This window comes from Rhizobium sp. RU33A, from assembly GCF_900156055.1.
Lineage (GTDB): Bacteria > Pseudomonadota > Alphaproteobacteria > Rhizobiales > Rhizobiaceae > Allorhizobium.
This window is the reverse complement of the sequence record NZ_FTMQ01000006.1, coordinates 122,567-138,231: the sequence shown is the minus strand read 5'-3', so window position 1 is coordinate 138,231 and position 15,665 is coordinate 122,567. Positions and strand designations below refer to the sequence as shown.

The following is a 15,665-nucleotide window of genomic DNA, read 5'->3' as shown; positions in this document are numbered from 1 at the left end:
TCAGCCGAAGACGCGGGCAAAGATCGTGTCGACATGCTTGGTATGGTAACCGAGGTCGAACTTTTCGCGAATGTCTTCTTCCGAAAGCGCTGCGCGCACCTCTTCATCACCCAGAAGCTCCTCGAGGAAGTCGGCGCCTTTTTCCCAGACCTTCATCGCGTTGCGCTGGACGAGGCGGTAGCTGTCCTCGCGCGAAACGCCGGCTTGCGTGAGCGCGAGAAGAACGCGCTGGCTCATCACCAGGCCCTTGAACTTGTTCATGTTCTTCAACATGTTCTCGGGGTAGATGACGAGCTTTTCGATCACACCCGCCAGACGGTTAAGGGCAAAGTCGAGGGTGATAGTCGTGTCCGGGCCAATTGCGCGCTCGACGCTCGAATGGCTGATGTCACGCTCGTGCCAGAGGGCGACGTTCTCCATCGCCGGAACGACCGACATGCGCACCAGGCGGGCAAGGCCCGTCAGGTTCTCGGTCAGAACCGGGTTGCGCTTGTGCGGCATGGCCGACGAGCCCTTCTGGCCCGGCGAGAAGAACTCTTCGGCTTCCAGCACTTCCGTGCGCTGCATGTGGCGGATTTCGATCGCGACGTTTTCGATCGAAGACGCAATGACGCCGAGCGTGGCGAAGAACATCGCGTGACGGTCGCGCGGAATGACCTGGGTCGAGATCGGCTCGGGCACGAGGCCGAGCTTTTCGCAGACATGCTCTTCGACGCGCGGGTCGATATTGGCGAAGGTGCCGACGGCGCCGGAGATCGCGCCGGTCGCGACTTCCGCGCGGGCATTGACCAGGCGGTCGCGGTTGCGAGCCATTTCGGCGTAGAAGCGGGCGAAGGTCAGGCCCATCGTTGTCGGCTCGGCATGGATGCCGTGGCTGCGGCCGATGCGAACCGTATCCTTGTGTTCGAAGGCGCGGGCCTTCAGCGCTGCCAGAACCCGATCCATGTCGGCGATCAGAATGTCGGCAGCGCGGACCAGCTGGATGTTGAGGGTCGTGTCGAGCACGTCGGATGAGGTCATGCCCTGGTGGACGAAGCGCGAGTCCGGGCCAATGAACTCGGCAAGATGCGTCAGGAAGGCGATGACGTCGTGCTTGGTGACAGCTTCGATCTCGTCGATGCGGGCGACGTCGAATTCGGCCGGGCCACCCTTTTCCCAGATGGTGCGGGCGGATTCCTTCGGGATCACGCCGAGGTCAGCGAGCGCGTCGCAGGCATGGGCCTCGATCTCGAACCAGATGCGGAACTTGGTTTCGGGGGACCAGATGGCGACCATTTCCGGCCGGGAGTAACGCGGGATCATCGGGCTCGTCTTTCGTTGGACATGGGAAAATGCTGGCCCCCCTTAGCAAAGTGAGGCGGCAAGCTCAACGGCTGCGGCGGGCCATCACCATGCTCAGCACCAGAAGCATGGCCAATCCGGCCGGCAGCAGGTGGCGCAGCCCGAGCACGGCGAACTGGTAGAGGGCGGATGCCGTTGTGAAAATCTGCTGATAAACCCAGATGCGCGAGAGGAATGGCGCGTGCCAGTGGGCATAGAAGGTTCGATATTGCAGGGCATAGATCCCTGCGATCGCACCAACGGTGACGACGCCGAGAAGCAACAGCCAGGCTGCCAGAACGGTCTGCGGTCCTCCGCGTTTCCGGACCCAGTAGATCAAGGGCAGGGCGACGAGCCAGCCGATCATACCGCCGGCGGCGTAGATCAGGGTCAATGCCAAGTCATGGCTGCTTGTGGCGCGTCCGAAGAGGTGGACGGAAAGCTGAAAGCTTGCCGCCATGGCCAGCGCCCAGGCAAGCGAACCGCCCACCCATAACAGGATCGACGGCAGCAGGCGGCGCGGCATCAGGGCTTCACCGGAACGGCGAGCCAACGCAGATTGTTGCCCTCGAAACCGAGGGATGCCACCTGAACCATGATGATGTGCGGTCCGTTTGAGCGATAGCCCGGGGTCACGACACCGCCGACTGCGTAAGCGCTTGGGCAATTGCGGCTCTTAGGTATGGATTTGTCGCGGTAGACCTCGCGCCGCACCTCGGGTTTCGCATCATCGGCGACCGAGAGCGCAAAGCCGTGCACGTTGACGTTCATGCTGGCGCAGAGATCCTCACCCTTTGCCTCGAATTGTTCGAGGCTCACGCGGTACACCCCTTCCGACACGTAGAAGCTCGGAACAGCCTGATAGCGTAGTTCATCGACCTTGCCTGCGAGCTCGCCGATAGGTGCCAGTGCCACGAGATATCCGGGATCGTCACCGATCTTCCGCTCATCGAGGATGGCCTTCGCCTGCTTCAGGCTCTCCCGCCGCGCTTCGCCGATGGACGCTTCTTCCCGCCGGATCAGAACGCTGACCGGTGTGCCCGGAACATACTGGTCCGTTTCGGTGTCGATCACCTGGATTTCGGCATAGGCGAAGCCGGAGCCATCCTGTTCGCCGAACTGCTCGAAGGCGAAGAACTTGCCGTCAGGCGAGAAACCCAGGGGGCGCATCTCCGCCACGTCTCCGGCTGAGGCCCCAAAGGCCGTCAGAAGGACGAGCGCGATAGCCGTTAGCTGCAGTTTCAAGCCCGACCTCCCTCGGCTGCCTTGCGCAGAGTGTCGACCGTCTTGCGGTAGTCGTCAACGCCCTTGCCCTTGAAGATCGCCGAGCCCGCGACCAGTGCATTGGCGCCGGCCTTGGCGATTTCAGCGGCATTGTCGGCGGTGACGCCGCCATCGACCTCGAGGTCGATCGGGCGGTTGCCGATCAGGGCCTTCGCCTTGGCGATCTTGTCCGTCATCGCGGGGATATACTTCTGGCCGCCGAAGCCCGGGTTGACGCTCATGATCAGGATCAGGTCGAGATCATCCATCACATGCTCGAGGACCGAAAGCGGCGTTGCCGGATTGAGCGAAACGCCGGCCTTCTTGCCGAGCGCCCGGATGGTCTGCAGCGAGCGATGCAAATGCGGACCGGCTTCCGCATGCACCGTGATGATGTCGCAGCCGGCATCGGCGAAGGCGGCGAGGTAGGGATCGGCAGGCGCGATCATCAGGTGGCAATCAAATACTGCCTTGGTCCAGGGGCGCAGCGCCTTGATGATGGCGGGGCCGAAGGAGATGTTCGGGACGAAATGGCCGTCCATCACATCGAGATGCACCCATTCTGCGCCGGCGTCGACGACGTCGCGCACTTCTTCGCCGAGGCGGGAGAAGTCGGCAGCCAGAATGGAAGGCGAGATCAGGAGAGGGCGGGTCATCGGAAGCTCCTCGCGGGCCAGGGATCGATCGATGCCGTCGCGGACGAGAGGCGCGGGCACCAGCTGTTGATGGCGGTCCGCATAGCATCGGCGCCCTTGAGCGGCAACCATGCCTTCGGATGAGACGCCTGTCATCGACATGCCTGACCTTGACGATTGTCGCCCGGCGCTGCATCCCTCGGCAAAAGCATAGCCATCCGGGAGGACGTCATGGCCAAATTCGCAATCATCACCGGCGGAAGCTCCGGCATCGGCCGTCATCTGGTATCGGCCTTTGTCCGCGAAGGATATGACGTCGCCTTTACCCATCTCGGACAGCCGGATGCCGCAGCGGAGGTCGAGAAGGAAGTGGCTGCGCTTGGTGGTCGCGCGATCGGCCGGGAATGCGAGGTGGCCAACAGCGCTGACATCGAAGCATTCCTGGACGAGGTCATCGCCTGGGCGGGACAGGTGCCGGACGTGCTCGTCAACAATGCCGGCATCCAGACCTGGGCCTCGATGCTTGAGCTTTCCGAAGAGCGCTGGGACGCCGTGATCAGCACCAATCTCAAGGGCACCTTCCTCAACAGCCAGCGTGTGGCGCGCCGCATGGTCGAGGCTGGCAAGGGCGGCTCGATTATCAATCTCGGCTCCGGCTGCAACAAGCACGCCTTCCCGAAGCTGGTTGATTACACCGCATCCAAGGGCGGTATCGAACAGCTGACCAAGGTTTCGGCCGTCGAGCTCGGGCCGCATCAGATCCGCGTCAATTGCGTGGCACCCGGTGCGATCGAAACGGCACGCACCCAGGCCGAGGCTCCCGATTATGCCAAGACATGGGGCGATGTGACGCCTCTGCGTCGTGTCGGCACGCCGGAAGATATCGCAGGACCGATCCTCTTCCTCGCCGGTCCGCAATCGGCTTTCGTGACCGGCCAGACGATCTGGGTGGATGGCGGTGTGTTCAGCCAGGCCTTCTGGCCCTACCGCGACTGAGCGCGGTTACTGTGATGGTTCGGACACGGGCACGAATGCGTTGTCCTGCCATTGCATCAAGCGATAGGGGTTCTCGGTCAGCTCGTGATCCTCACCGAAGGTGATCGGGCCAATCGCCGTCTCAAAGGTCGTGCCGATCAGTGCATCTGTGACGGGTGTGCCCATGGCAGACGAGATGCCCCAGGAATCCGCGAGCATGGTGACGGCCGCATGGGCCGGCAGAACATAGCCCTCCGGAACGATCCCTGCGGCCTCGAACTCGCCCATCAGCGCCGGAGCCGATGGCCCCTGCGGTGTCTCGACGAGGCCGACGGCGAGCACGCCATCTTCCAGTGGAACCGGTTCGTCTGCCGCCCGCATGGCTTCGCCGCCGAGAAGCGTCAGCGACAGGCCCTCAGCCTTGGCGTCACGGGCGATGATCGAGACATCGTTGCGATCGCCGCCGACAAAGACATGGCTGATGCCGGCCGTCTTGAGCCGACGGACCAGTGTCAGCTGCTGCTCCTGACCCGGTCGGAAGGTGTCAATAAAGGCGGGTTTCAGCCCGCGCTCTTCGAGCGTGATCCGGATCGCCTCGGTCAGTTCACGGCCACGGATCGTGCCGTCTTCCAGCAGAGCAACCGGTTCGCCTGGCCAATCACGCAGGATGACTTCTGAGAGCTTGGCGGATTCCTGATCGCCGTTGGGGGCGAGACGGAAAAGCGGCCAGCCCGCCTTTACCGCATCCTCCATCAGCCCTTTCCAGCGGACCGACAGTGTCAGTGCGGGAAGGTTGGCATCTACCAGAACGGGCAGGCCCTCCTTCAAGGTTTCGCTGCAGAGAAAGCCGACCGCTGCCGTCGCCCCGGCCGCCGTGATCGCTTCGACCACCGCCTGGCCGCTGCCTTCCGTGCAGGGCTCGTCGATCTCGACAAGGCTGATCGATAGTCCTTCCGCGGCCAGCGCCGCGCCTTGACGCACCTGGTCGCCGAGCACGGCGAAGCTACCGGCCGTCGGGGCTACCACGGCTAGTTTTAGCTCCGCAGCCGACGATGCGGGCACGTTGAGCACGAGCAAAGCGGTGAGCGAAAGCCAGGTTGTGAGAGGGCGTGCGTGGGGCATGGCACGATCCTAGCCGAACGCGCAGGCAATTGGAAATGCTGGCTTCACCCCGGTCAATGCAGGGCATCACCGAAATCGTGATGGTGTTGTGGAAAAGATAAGGGCTGCGGCCCATATTGCGGTGTCTTGAGGGCAAGCTTCCAAGGGGGAAATGTGAGTTTGAGCATGCAAGTTCTGGATCCAGTCGTCTATCGCGAGGCCATGAGCCGTTATGCGGGGCATGTGCAAATCGTGACGACGGAGCATCAAGGCCTCCGGCGCGGCGTCACCATTACCGCCGCCTGCTCGGTTTCCGACAGCCCGCCCATGGTGCTTGCCTGCCTCAACAACAGCAATGCGAGCAATGCCGTGCTTTTCGAGAGTGGGCATTTCGCCTTGAACACGCTGGGCGCCCATCACCAGGATCTGGCGAATGCCTTTGCAGGCTTCGGCAAACTCTCGGCAGAAGACCGTTTCGCCCAAGCTGAATGGCAGGTGGTGGAGACCGGGTCGCCGGTGCTCTCCGATGCGATCGTCGCCTTCGACTGTGTCGTGACCGACCGCAAGGTGACGAATACCCATACGATCCTTTTCGGCGAGGTGAAGGCGGTACATTTCGGTGAGCGTGAGCCGTCGCTCATCTATCTGGACCGGGGCTATCACACGCTATAGACTTCCCCTCTAACATGGGAGGAGACATGGCAGAGACCTCGGGAAAGGTGCTGCCGGAGACGATCGATGGTATCATCGATATGCTTTCGGCTGAGGATTATCTGGCCGGCAGGCCGCTGGCGACGGTGCTGTTTCTCGCGCTCAGGATGAAACGGCCACTTTTCCTCGAAGGGGAAGCCGGTGTCGGCAAAACCGAAGTCGCCAAGGTTCTGGCCAAGGCGCTCGACCGCCCGCTGATCCGCCTGCAGTGCTACGAAGGCCTGGATGTCGCCTCCGCCGTCTACGAGTGGAACTACCCGGCGCAGATGCTAGAAATCCGCATGGCCGAGGCGTCGGGTGTAGCGGATCGCACGCGGCTGGAAGGTGACATCTTCTCCGAACGCTATCTGATCCGCCGTCCGGTCCTTCAGGCGCTGCAAGGCGAACCGGGACGCGCGCCGGTCTTCCTGATCGACGAACTCGACCGCACAGACGAGGCCTTCGAGGCTTTCCTGCTGGAAGTCCTCTCGGATTTCCAGGTGACCATCCCCGAATTCGGCACGGTGAAGGCCGCCGAGCCGCCCATCGTCATCGTCACGTCGAACCGGACCCGCGAGGTGCATGACGCCTTGAAGCGGCGTTGCCTCTATCACTGGGTTGACTATCCGGCCGCTGCCGACGAGCTGGCGATCATCCGCCGCAAGGTGAAGGGCGGCAACGAGCAGCTTTCTCGGCAGATCGTCACCTATGTGCAGAAGCTCCGGACCATTGACCTGTTCAAGAACCCGGGCATCGCCGAGACCATAGACTGGGCGACCGCGCTCACCGAGCTGGATCGCTTGGCGCTCGATCCGGAGACGATCGCCGATACGCTGGGCACGCTTTTGAAGTACCAGGAAGACATCGCCCGCATCCAGGGCAGCGAAGGTGAGAAGCTGCTCTCGGAGGTCAAGGCCGAGCTCCTGGCAAAGGCCGGCTGAGATGGAAAGCTTTGGGCCACATCCCGCGAGCGGACGTGACGGCATCGTCGTGCCGCCACCGGTCAAGGGCGACGGGCGGCTCGCCGACAATATCGTTCATTTTGCGCGTGTCTTGCGAAAGGCTGGCCTGAAGCCCGGCCCCGGTGCCGTGATCGACGCCATCGAGGCCATCGACGCGATCGGCATCGGTTCGCGCGTCGAATTTCATGCCGCTCTCTCGGCGATCTTCGTCAAACGCCACGAGGATCAGCCGGTTTTCGATGAGGCCTTTTCGATCTTCTGGCGCTCGCGGGATCTCGTCGGCAAGATGATCGCGTTGATGTCGCCGGTGGCGGCGATCGGAGAGCGGCAGAAGCCGAAGGCAGGCAGTGCAAGGGTCAGCGATGCGCTGTTCGCCGACAGGAGCCGCGAGCCGAAGCCACGCGACGAGCCGGATGTCGAGGTCGATGCCCGGCTCACGGTCTCCGGCCAGGAGGTCTTTCGTCGGCTCGATTTCGGGCAAATGACGGCGAGTGAACTAAAGGAGGCGCGTCGCGCCATCGAACGTCTCGCCATGCCGCTCGATCTTGTCCAGACCCGGCGCTATCGGCTGTCACCCCGCGGGCGGATCGTCGATCCGCGGGCGACGATGCGTCAGTCGCTGCGCACCGGTGGCGACCTGATGCTGCCGAAGTTTCGCGAGCGCCGGCAACGGCCGCCGCCGCTCGTCATCCTCGCGGACATTTCCGGTTCGATGAGCCAGTATACCCGCATCTTCTTGCATTTTCTGCATGTTCTGACCGAACGCCGCCGCCGGGTGCATACCTTCCTCTTCGGTACGCGGCTCACCAATGTGACGCGGCAACTGCGTCACCGCGATCCGGACGAGGCGATCGCGCAATGCACGGACGCCGTCGCGGACTGGTCGGGCGGCACGCGGATCGGCGAGACGCTCAAACTCTTCAACCGCCATTGGGGACGGCGCGTACTGGGGCAGGGTGCCGTCGTGCTGCTGATTACCGACGGGTTGGAGCGGGACGAGGTCGATATGCTTGCCCGTGAGACCGACCGGCTGCATCGCTCGTGCCGACGCCTCGTCTGGCTCAATCCATTGCTGCGCTTTTCCGGTTTCGAGGCGCGCGCGCGAGGCGTACGGTCCATGCTGCCGCATGTTGATGAACTCAGGTCCGTTCACAATCTGGAAGCGCTGTCGGATCTCGTGCAATCTTTATCCGGTGCGCCGGATCGGAACTGCGATCCCCGGCGTTATCTCGCTTCAGACAGGAGCCAGCCATGATGACCACCGACGCCGTTCTGCGCGATCCGCTCTACATTGCCGAAAGCTGGTTCGCTGAGGGCCGATCCGTCGCGATCGCGACCGTGATCGAAACCTGGGGATCGGCGCCGCGCCCGGTCGGTAGCCATCTTGTCATCGATGGCGAGGGCAATTTCGAAGGCTCGGTCTCCGGTGGCTGCGTCGAAGGTGCCGTCATCTCCGAGGCGCTCGATGTGATCGAGAACGGGACGCCGAAGATGCTCGAATTCGGCGTGGCCGACGAGACCGCCTGGCGAGTGGGCCTCTCCTGCGGCGGCCGCATCCGCGTGCAGGTGGAGAGGCTGGGCTGATGGAAATTTCGACACTTGCGGCTGTGAATGCCGCAAAACGCGACCGTCTCGGTGCCGTGCTGGTGAGCGACCTGGCTGCCGGCACTTCGCATCTGGTGACGGAGGATCAGGTTGCTGCGGATCCACTCGGCGACGAAATACGCGCGCGGCTTCTGTCTGGCAAATCGGGCATCGTTGATATCGACGGCAAAAGCCTCTTCCTCAACATCCATCTACCGCCGCCGCGGATCGTCGTGATCGGCGCTGTCCACATCAGCCAGGCACTGGTGCCGATGGCGGCGCTATCAGGCTTTGCCGTCACCATCATCGATCCGCGCACGGCCTTCGCTACACCGGAGCGTTTCGCCGGCATCGATCTACGGGCTGACTGGCCGGACGAGGTCTTCGCCGGGATGCCGCTCGACCGTTACAGCGCCATGGTGGCCGTCACCCATGATCCGAAGATCGACGATCCAGGCCTGATCGCCGCGTTGAAATCAGGCTGCTTCTATGTGGGAGCACTTGGTTCGCGAAAGACGCATGCGAAGCGCGTCGAGCGATTGACGGCGGGCGGCCTGGATGCCGCGACGATCTCGCGCATTCACGCCCCGATCGGCCTCGATATCGGTGCTGCCACACCGGCCGAAATCGCGGTCGCGATCCTCGCCGATATCATCCAGTCGCTGCGCCGGCGCAGTCTTGGGGCTGCCTCCGGCGCCCAAGAGGCCTCGCCGTGAGGTTTGGGCCAATCCCGACATCTGAAGCTGGTGGCGCGATCCTTGCGCATTCGCAGCCTCTGGCCTCCGGCAAGCTGCCCAAGGGACACCGACTCCAGGCAGACGATCTCGCCCGCCTGCAGGCAGAGGGGGTGATGACTGTCATTGCATGCCGGCTGGAACCCGGCGACCTGATGGAAGACGAAGCGGCCGACCGTTTGAGCGCTGCAATAGAGCCCAGAGGTCTGATCCGCAGTCCAGCCTCGACAGGGCGGGTAAATTTCTATGCCTCGGCAAACGGTCTCTTTCGCGCGAACAAGACGTTGGTCGACTGCTTCAACGCCGTCGATCCGGCGATCACGCTCGCCTGTCTTGCCGATCGTCGAGACGTGCGGGCCGGTGATCTCGTCGCGACCGTGAAGATCATCCCGCTGGCCGTGGCCGGTGCACATGTTGCAGAAGCTGCTGCCATCCTGCAGGACAGTATCGCCTTTCAGGTCGCGCCCTATCGTCGCCACTGGGTGCATCTCGTCGCGACCCAGCTGCCGTCCCTGAAACCGTCCGTCATGGACAAGACGGCCCGCGTGCTCGAAGCCCGACTTCTGCCCTCGCAGAGCCGGCTTGCATCCGAACACCGGGTCCCGCATCGGGCAGAGGCCGTGGCCGACGCTATCCGCGCCTCGCTTAACGACAGAGCTGCCGCGGAAGACGGTCCGCCGCTCATCGTGATCTTCGGTGCCTCGGCCGTGGCCGATGCCGATGACGTCATACCCTCGGCCATCCGGCTTGCGGGCGGCGTGGTCGATCAGGTCGGGCTGCCCGTTGATCCCGGCAATCTGCTGGTTCTCGGTCATGTAGGCGATGTCCCCGTCATCGGTGCGCCCGGTTGTGCACGCTCGCAGAAGGAAAATGGTTTCGACTGGGTCTTGAATGGCATTCTCGCCGGTCAACCGCCCGATCGCATGGAAATGGCTGGTTGGGGCGTCGGTGGTCTGCTGATGGAAATTCCGAGCCGTCCGCTGCCGCGTCAGAGCGCCACGAAGAATGTCGATCCTGCGGCCCTCGGCCTCGTGGTGCTTGCCGCCGGTCGGGCGAGCCGGATGGGCGAGGGTGGTCGCCATAAGCTGCTCGCCGAGTTCGAGGGCGAGCCGCTCGTTCGACGCTCCGTGCGGCAGGCGATCGAGGCCGGCGTCGGTGCTGTTACGGTCATCACCGGTCATCGCAGTGGTGAGGTTGCCGATGTGCTTACAGGACTCGATGTCGAAGTGCTGGAAAATCCGGACTTTTTGACAGGCATGGCCAGCTCGCTGAAGGCTGGCCTTGCAGCCGTCGAGGCCAAGGGCCTGCCTGGCATGATGGTACTGCTCGCCGATATGCCGAACGTCTCCGGTGCTGATATTGCAGCACTTGCCCGTGCCTATGTAAAGTCCGGCGGCAAGGCGATCGTGCGCGCCGTGTCCGATGGCCAGCGCGGCAACCCCGTCATTTTGCCCGCGGCGACCTTCGAGGCCTTGAAGGCGCTGGAAGGCGATATCGGCGCCCGGCCTGTGATCGAAAGCTCGGGGCTTGCCGTCATCGATGTCGAAATCGGCGCGGCTGCTCGTCTTGATGTCGATACGCCCGAGGCTATTCTGGCGGCCGGCGGGATCCTGAAGGATTGACCATGGACAATGCGGCGATCGAGGAGATGTTCGAGGCGGTCGGACCGGTGACCATCCGTCGGATGTTTGGCGGCAAGGGCATCTACGCGCGCGGCATCATCTTTGCGCTCGAACTGCGCGGCGAACTGATGCTGAAGGGCGATGAGGAGAGTGCACCGCTCCTGGAAGAAGCCGGCGCGAAGCGCTGGTGCTATGAGGGTCGAAGCGGCAAGCCCGTCGCCATGCCCTATTGGACAATCCCCGATGAGGCGCTCGACGACCCCGATATCATGGGGAAATGGGCGCGGATCGCGCTTGATGCCGCGATGCGGGTCACCGAGCGTGAGGCCGCTCAGCGCAGGTAGGTCAGAACCGTCTGGGTGAAGACGGAAAGCGGCTGCGGCAGGTCATCCAGATCAAACCAGCCGATTTCCGAAAGCTTGTCCGGTTCGGTCAGTTGCGGATCGCCGGACGTGTCTTCGGTGACGTAGAGCAGCGAAATCCAGTGCTGGCGGTCCGCCTCGATCAATTGCTCGGTGATGCCGAGATAGCAAATCGGACCGATCGAGAGCCCCGTTTCTTCCTCGGCCTCCCGGCGCGCGGCAAGTTCTGCCGGTTCCATATGGTCGACCTTGCCGCCGACGATGTTCCAGTGGCCGGCTTCCGGCGCCTTCATGCGCTTGCACAAAAGCAGTTTGCCATCCCGAAGGATGGCAAGACCAACCCCGAGACCGGGGAAATCGATACCGGGCTGACCCACAGGGATCAGGCCTTGGCGGCAGCGACGATCAGCATGAAGGCCGGGATGTCATCGCCGAAGCCGACAGGCGTCGGGCCGTCGTCATGGTCGTGGTGACGGTTGCGACGGCGATCACGGTTGTCATCGTTTGCCGGATAAGGATTGTTGCGGTTGTTGCGCGGATTCTGATCGCGGCGCTTGTCCGTTTTGCGTTCTGTCGCCACCGGCTCCACCTTGATCGCTTCCATCACCTGAACTTCCTCTGCCGCTTTGACTGGTTCGACGCTTGCCTCGACGGGCTTCACATACTCGCTGCGCGTATCGGATTTATGACCGCCGCGCCGCTCGCGACCCTTGTCGCGACCGCGTTTTCCACGGCTTTCGTCGTGGCTCTCAGCCGGCGCCGGAAGTGCGGAGATATCCCCTTCATGCCATTCTATCGTCTGACCGATCAGCTTTTCGATGGCGTCGAGGAACTTCGTGTCGCTGCGCGTTACCAGGGTGAAGGCTGCGCCCGAGCGGCCGGCTCGACCGGTGCGGCCGATGCGGTGGACATAATCTTCCGCGTGAATAGGTACGTCGAAATTGAAGACGTGGCTGACATCCGGGATGTCGAGGCCGCGGGCGGCAACGTCCGAGGCGACCAGAAGCGTGATCTGGTTGTCCTTGAAGCCGGCCAGCATGTTCGTGCGCGAGCGCTGGTCCATGTCGCCATGCAGGGCGCCGACGGAGAAGCCATGACGCTCCAGCGAACGGAACAAGTCGGCGACGTCCTTCTTGCGGTTGCAGAAGATGATGCCGTTCTTCAATTCGCTCTGGGTACCGATCAGTTCGCGCAGCTTGGCACGCTTCTCGTAGTCCTTGTTGTGGCAGGCAACGAGACGCTGCGTCACCGTGAGTGCGGTCGAGGAGGGCTTGGCAACCTCGATGCGTTCCGGGTTCTGCAGAAAACGGTCGGCCAGCTTCTGGATTTCCGGCGGCATGGTGGCCGAGAAGAACAGCGTCTGGCGCGTGAATGGGATCATCTTTGCAATGCGCTCGATGTCCGGGATGAAGCCCATGTCGAGCATGCGGTCGGCTTCGTCGATCACGAGGATCTCGACGCCAGTCATCAACAGCTTGCCGCGCTCACAATGGTCGAGCAGGCGGCCTGGCGTGCAGATCAGGACGTCGGCACCACGTTCGAGCTTGCGGTCCTGCTCATCGAAGGACACGCCACCAATCAGCAGCGCCACGTTCAGCTTGTGATTCCGTCCGTACTTCTCGAAGTTCTCGGCGACCTGGGCTGCCAATTCGCGCGTCGGCTCGAGAATGAGCGTGCGTGGCATGCGAGCACGGGCACGGCCCTTTTCGAGCAGCGTCAACATCGGGAGGACAAAGCTAGCCGTCTTGCCGGTGCCTGTTTGCGCAATGCCGAGAATGTCCCGCCGCTGCAGGGCAGGCGGAATTGCGCCTGCCTGGATCGGGGTCGGAATGGTGTAGCCGGCATCGGTGACGGCAGAAAGGACTTTTTGGCTCAGGCCAAGGTCAGCAAAAGTGGTCAAAGGGAAGTAGTTTCCGTTCCTGTTCTCGCGAACATCGCTCAATAGCCCGTCTGATCGGGCGCCAATGGTTGCGGCGAATAGAAGGAAACTGCCGGAAAGTCAAGGAAACGGGCGGATTTACCCCTACAAAGGCTTAATGATCACGATTAATTGGCTTGCAACGTCAAGGTCATCAACAAACCGGAGCCCTGTCGCCGTAAAACCTGCTGCGAATCGTCGCCTCGCCGTCAATTGATCAAAGGCGTCAGCTTCATTCCGGCGTTGAGAAAGCGCATGGGATCGACAGGGGCGCCGTTGCGCCGGATCTCGTAGTGCAGGTGAGGCCCGGTCGAGCGTCCCGTTGAACCTGCCAGGCCGAGAATTTGCCCGGTTTCAACCGTGTCGCCCTCGCTCACCAGAATGCGGGACATATGCCCGTAGCGAGTGGAAAGGCCTAGGCCGTGATCGATTTCGACCATGTTGCCATAGCCGCCCGAAAAGCTTGCCGTCACGACCTTGCCAACACCGGTGGAGCGGATTTCCGTACCCGTCGGCGCACGGAAATCGATGCCGGCATGCATGGCAAGTCCGCCAAAAAAGGGATCCGGGCGGTTGCCGAATCGGCTGGTTATTTCCCGGCCAGGGGCGGGATTGGCGAAGGGCAGGCGCTTGGCGGTGTCGCGAACCGTCTCCAGTCGGGTGAGCGCGACATCCAGCGCATTCAGCGAGGCGTTGAAGTCCCGATCCGACTGCGGTGCGAGATATGGACCACCCACGGCATCGATCGTTGTCAGTGCTGCCTGCTCGTCGATCGGCACGCCCTGACGCCTGAGGATCGCGGCAATCTCGTCGGCAGTCTGCGAGGCGCCGCTTGCCAGTTCCTCGATGCGTTGAAGCTGTTCGGCCTCGATCTCCTTCAGCGACAACGTCATGTTCGAAAAGAGACGGTCCGCGCGGTCTGCGACATTTTCGCCGGTCATCGGCACGTAACCGAGCGCGAGCGCCGGCCGATGCGGGGCCGCGGGTTTAGGCTCTGGTGCGGTCTCCCCGAGCAAGGTGGCGAAGGCTTGCGTGCCCGTCGAGAGGGAAGCGTGATCCATGCCATCGACCAAAGGCTTTTCGGCTGGTAGTGGGCCATCGGTGGGTAAGGCGTCCGGCGCACTATCCGTCTGCAGAAGCGCGTCGATCCGGCCGTGGCGCGAGGTCAACGCCATCTGCTGCTCGAGGAGTTTCTCGACCTTTTCCTCGACCACCTGCTGGTCGAGCAATTGGCGCGAGGTGACGCGGTCCACCTGGGCGCGGAGCGCTGCGATCCGGTCTTCATATTCATGCTGCATGCGCGCCTGGCGCGCCATGGTGGCGCCAATCAGGTTGTCGCGCAGAACGAGATAGGTTGTGGCGCCGAGATAGCCGATCGCCATCGTGCCAAGGAAGCAGACGGTGAGGGCCACCATCCAGGGACGGATTGTCATGTGCCGAATGCGGTCGCCGCTCGCCAGGATGACAATATGCTGCTCCCGGCGTTTTCCGAAGACCTGGTTGTTCGAAGCCGTCGTCACGCTGACCCCCAATAAAGTCGGGCGCGCCTTGTGCAGCGTCATGCCCGATATCGGCGAGTCACCTGTTCGATCCGCCGTTAGCAGTTACGCATAATTAGGGTTAATGAAGCGTTAGGCGCTTGGAATTGCGTGTCAAACCGACGAGTTGTTCTTGGCGGTAAGCGACCGGTAGAAGGATGGTGTCAGGCCCGCCTCGGCCCGCGCTACATCGTTGAAAGGCGCCTTCAGTTGGCCGCGGAAATTGGCGCTGACCAGGTCCTGAAACGCCCGTGCGGGGTCACGCTTTTCGCGGGCGCAGAGGAAGCGGAACCATTTCGCGCCGACGGCCACATGGCCTTTTTCGTCTTCGTAGATGACCTTCAGCACGTCGGCGCTTTCGAGATCGCCCGTTTCCCGCATCTTGTCCTGCAGCGACGGCGTCACGTCGAGCCCGCGGGCCTCGAGAATGAGCGGCACCACCGCAAGGCGGGCCGTCAAGTCGTTCTTCGTCGAATGGGCTGCCTGCCAAAGCCCGTCATGCGCCGGCATGTCGCCGTAGTCGGCGCCGAGAGCCCGCATGCGGTCGCGCACCAGCCGGAAATGCTTGGCCTCCTCGTAGGCCACCTTCATCCAGCCGTCGAAGAAGGAATGCGGCACAGGTTCGGTGGCAAAGCGGGCGACGATGTCGAGGGCGAGATCGACGGCATTGAGTTCGATATGGGCCAGCGCATGCAGGAGGGCGATGCGGCCGGGCAGGGTGTGCAGCGAGCGCTTCCCGACTGCCTTTGGCGGCACGAGCTCGGGTTTTGCCGGGCGGCCCGGTCGATCGGGAAGCGGCGGATCGAGCGGCGAGCGCAACGACAGGCGCCGCTCATGCCAGCGCATCGCTGCCGTCTGAGCGAGCGCCGTCTTCTCGTCGAGGTCGGCGCTCAGGATTGCGAGGGTAGCAGCGCCGCGAAGGGAGTGAAAAGCCGTCTCGGGCTGCCGTGTCTCCAGCATG

At 62.9% G+C, this 15,665-nt stretch carries 17 protein-coding genes; 8 read left to right on the top strand and 9 right to left on the bottom strand.

Annotation, left to right across the window (positions count from 1 at the left end; all coding sequences use genetic code 11):
* The 4 genes from purB to rpe form a co-directional block, all read right to left on the bottom strand.
* The gene (purB, locus tag BW978_RS19665; RefSeq protein WP_076397530.1) at positions 1-1,302 is read right to left on the bottom strand and encodes an adenylosuccinate lyase; all 1,302 of its coding nucleotides are present in this window, start codon (positions 1,300-1,302) and stop codon (positions 1-3) included.
* A 64-nt stretch (positions 1,303-1,366) separates the two neighbouring features.
* Positions 1,367-1,846, bottom strand: coding sequence for a hypothetical protein (locus BW978_RS19660; RefSeq protein WP_076397529.1), 480 nt, complete (start codon positions 1,844-1,846; stop codon positions 1,367-1,369).
* Positions 1,846-2,565, bottom strand: coding sequence for a DUF2259 domain-containing protein (locus tag BW978_RS19655; RefSeq protein WP_076397528.1), 720 nt, complete (start codon positions 2,563-2,565; stop codon positions 1,846-1,848). Before BW978_RS19655 ends, BW978_RS19660 begins: the two co-directional genes overlap by 1 nt.
* Entirely contained in the window at positions 2,562-3,239 is a 678-nt protein-coding gene (gene rpe, locus BW978_RS19650) for a ribulose-phosphate 3-epimerase (RefSeq protein ID WP_069043787.1), read from the bottom strand. Before rpe ends, BW978_RS19655 begins: the two co-directional genes overlap by 4 nt.
* A gap of 210 nt (positions 3,240-3,449) precedes the next feature.
* On the opposite strand from rpe, the gene BW978_RS19645 reads away from it, so the two are divergent.
* Positions 3,450-4,214, top strand: a complete 765-nt coding sequence (locus BW978_RS19645) for an SDR family NAD(P)-dependent oxidoreductase (RefSeq protein ID WP_076397527.1) — start codon at positions 3,450-3,452, stop codon at positions 4,212-4,214.
* Positions 4,215-4,220: 6 nt separating this feature from the next.
* On the opposite strand, the gene BW978_RS19640 is transcribed toward BW978_RS19645, so the two are convergent.
* Entirely contained in the window at positions 4,221-5,315 is a 1,095-nt protein-coding gene (locus BW978_RS19640) for a branched-chain amino acid ABC transporter substrate-binding protein (protein WP_076397526.1), read from the bottom strand.
* Positions 5,316-5,480: 165 nt separating this feature from the next.
* Here BW978_RS19640 and BW978_RS19635 point away from each other — a divergent pair, with 165 nt between their 5' ends.
* From BW978_RS19635 to BW978_RS19605, 7 genes are read left to right on the top strand one after another with little or no spacing between them, the layout of a single operon-like run.
* Positions 5,481-5,966 (top strand): flavin reductase, encoded by a 486-nt coding sequence (locus BW978_RS19635; RefSeq protein WP_076397525.1) that lies wholly within the window; start codon positions 5,481-5,483, stop codon positions 5,964-5,966.
* 26 nt (positions 5,967-5,992) lie between these two features.
* Positions 5,993-6,925, top strand: a complete 933-nt coding sequence (locus tag BW978_RS19630) for an AAA family ATPase (RefSeq protein ID WP_076397524.1) — start codon at positions 5,993-5,995, stop codon at positions 6,923-6,925.
* A gap of 1 nt (position 6,926) precedes the next feature.
* A complete protein-coding gene (locus tag BW978_RS19625; RefSeq protein WP_139330610.1) occupies positions 6,927-8,201 on the top strand; it encodes a vWA domain-containing protein in 1,275 nt (424 codons plus the stop codon).
* A complete protein-coding gene (locus BW978_RS19620) occupies positions 8,201-8,530 on the top strand; it encodes an XdhC family protein (RefSeq protein WP_076397657.1) in 330 nt (109 codons plus the stop codon). The genes BW978_RS19625 and BW978_RS19620 overlap by 1 nt, the downstream gene beginning before the upstream one ends.
* On the top strand, positions 8,530-9,246 hold the full coding sequence (locus tag BW978_RS19615) for an XdhC family protein (RefSeq protein WP_076397523.1): 717 nt from the start codon (positions 8,530-8,532) through the stop codon (positions 9,244-9,246). The genes BW978_RS19620 and BW978_RS19615 overlap by 1 nt, the downstream gene beginning before the upstream one ends.
* Positions 9,243-10,886 carry an NTP transferase domain-containing protein gene (locus BW978_RS19610; protein WP_076397522.1) on the top strand — a complete coding sequence of 548 codons (1,644 nt, stop codon included), beginning with the start codon at positions 9,243-9,245 and terminating at the stop codon, positions 10,884-10,886. The genes BW978_RS19615 and BW978_RS19610 overlap by 4 nt, the downstream gene beginning before the upstream one ends.
* A 2-nt stretch (positions 10,887-10,888) precedes the next feature.
* On the top strand, positions 10,889-11,230 hold the full coding sequence (locus tag BW978_RS19605; protein WP_076397521.1) for a TfoX/Sxy family protein: 342 nt from the start codon (positions 10,889-10,891) through the stop codon (positions 11,228-11,230).
* Here the strand turns inward: BW978_RS19605 and BW978_RS19600 are convergent.
* From BW978_RS19600 to BW978_RS19585, 4 genes are all read right to left on the bottom strand, one after another.
* Entirely contained in the window at positions 11,218-11,625 is a 408-nt protein-coding gene (locus tag BW978_RS19600) for an NUDIX domain-containing protein (protein WP_076397520.1), read from the bottom strand. The genes BW978_RS19605 and BW978_RS19600 overlap by 13 nt on opposite strands.
* Positions 11,626-11,630: 5 nt before the next feature.
* Complete coding sequence (locus BW978_RS19595; protein WP_076397519.1) at positions 11,631-13,148, bottom strand: DEAD/DEAH box helicase; 1,518 nt, start codon at positions 13,146-13,148, stop codon at positions 11,631-11,633.
* Between the two features lie 227 nt (positions 13,149-13,375).
* The gene (locus BW978_RS19590; RefSeq protein WP_175616919.1) at positions 13,376-14,728 is read right to left on the bottom strand and encodes a peptidoglycan DD-metalloendopeptidase family protein; all 1,353 of its coding nucleotides are present in this window, start codon (positions 14,726-14,728) and stop codon (positions 13,376-13,378) included.
* Positions 14,729-14,818: 90 nt separating this feature from the next.
* Complete coding sequence (locus BW978_RS19585; RefSeq protein ID WP_076397518.1) at positions 14,819-15,664, bottom strand: ferritin-like domain-containing protein; 846 nt, start codon at positions 15,662-15,664, stop codon at positions 14,819-14,821.
* Position 15,665 lies beyond the last annotated feature (1 nt).